Below are 1,545 nucleotides of genomic sequence, written 5' to 3' on the forward strand. Positions count from 1 at the left end.
GATCTCGACGCCTGGGTGCGGCTGCTGGCCCTGCACGACGTCGAGGGCCTGGCCGACGCCGAGCCCAAGTCCATGCGCTTCCGCCTCTACCACCTGCCCGCCCGCCTCGCCGACCACGCCCGACGCCGATGGCTGCGCATCGACGCGACCTGGCCCTGGGCACAAGCGTTCACCACCTGCTGGCAGCGGCTCACCGCCCTCCCGGCTGTCACCTAACAGCCGGGCACTGCCGCGACAAGGACCAGGAAGGAGAAGACCGGCAGCACTCCGGGCCCGTGGAGCCCGGCGCACCCGCGGCGTCACGCGACGGCCCACCTCAAACGGCATGAGGACATTACGGGCGAACTGTCGAGCAGGTCAGCCACCGAATCCTGCTGACGAATCGAGGCCAACAGATCGTGTTACGAGCTCTACGCCGATTCCCCTTCCTCCTGGAGAGCTGCACAGATCGCCCACCCCACAGTCTGTACATTCTCACTGTAAAAGCCGTACCTGTTATGAAAGGCCTCTTCCGACGAGCGATTCAAGAAGGCGAATGCCAGGGCTCCGTACAAAGCTCTAAGGTCGGAGAGGGTCAACGCCACCTCAATATTCGAGCGCGACTGGAAGTCCACCTCTCGGTCTCTTAGGTGGAGGAGCTCCGCCGAGGCGTCACCGGCTACAACGGCCACCAACTCCGAAGAGTGACTGCCGCTGTAAAGATCCACAAGGACCATCCTGACCAGTTCGAATTGGGTCGGAGTGAAGCTGAATACGTAGCTTTCACGTGAACGCCTGAGGCGAACCCTCCGATACATAGGACCTCACCTCAGCGAATTGAAGATGCTATTGAATTGATCCAACGATTGATGGTAGGCGTGGACCATGTAAGAGTTTTGGACGACTGTCACGCCTCTCCCCATTGGATCCAACCTTCCCTCATCACGTCTGGCAGTTGTTCCTGGCTTCCTGCGATCGACGTGAGTCATGCCCAGGTTGCGCTGACCAGCCAAGTACTGGCCCAATTCGTCTACCTTACCGCCGATTCCGTTGATAGCGTGATCCGCTGCATCGCTGGCCGAGCTACAAACCGTGCACATGCGCTGGAGGTTGTAGTCAACCCCATCGGCAATATCATTTCCATGGCGATCTTGAATTGCCGCGTGTGCGTTATCGTCGAGTCCTCCGCAGTTGTGGGCGAGGACTGGTGTGGTCCCTGCCAGTACATAGTAGGTGTGGTGGTTGGTGGTGGTGAGGTTGTGGACGGTGGTTGTGGTGGTGTGGTGTTGGACGGTGGTGATCTGGATGTGGGTGCCGGCGCTGGTTTGGAGCCATTGGCCGGGTTGGAGGTCGGTGGCGTTGGTCCANTGGTGGCCGGTCCGTCCTCACCGGTACCGCTGTCGTCGTGGGTGTCGGTGTTGGTGTGGTGAGGGCTGCTGTCGCCGCCACTGCCGCTGTTGCTGTCGTCGCTTCGGGTGGCGTCGTCGGTGGCGTCGTCGGTGCCGTTGCTGTCGCCGTCGTCGTTGGTGTTGTTGTGGGTGGTGGTGAGGGTGGTGAGGTGTTTGG

General features: G+C 61.1%; 1 protein-coding gene and 1 pseudogene. One reads left to right on the plus strand and one right to left on the minus strand.

Annotated features, from left to right (window positions below; genetic code table 11):
• Positions 1-216: pseudogene (locus ABD299_RS10200) on the plus strand (IS1380 family transposase); the annotation flags it as partial.
• A gap of 194 nt (positions 217-410) precedes the next feature.
• On the opposite strand, the gene ABD299_RS10205 reads toward ABD299_RS10200, so the two are convergent.
• Positions 411-707 (minus strand): hypothetical protein, encoded by a 297-nt coding sequence (locus ABD299_RS10205; protein ID WP_344260679.1) that lies wholly within the window; start codon positions 705-707, stop codon positions 411-413.
• Positions 708-1,545: the final 838 nt, after the last annotated feature.

Source organism: Streptomyces sodiiphilus, from assembly GCF_039529215.1.
GTDB classification, from domain to species: Bacteria; Actinomycetota; Actinomycetes; order Streptomycetales; family Streptomycetaceae; genus Streptomyces; species Streptomyces sodiiphilus.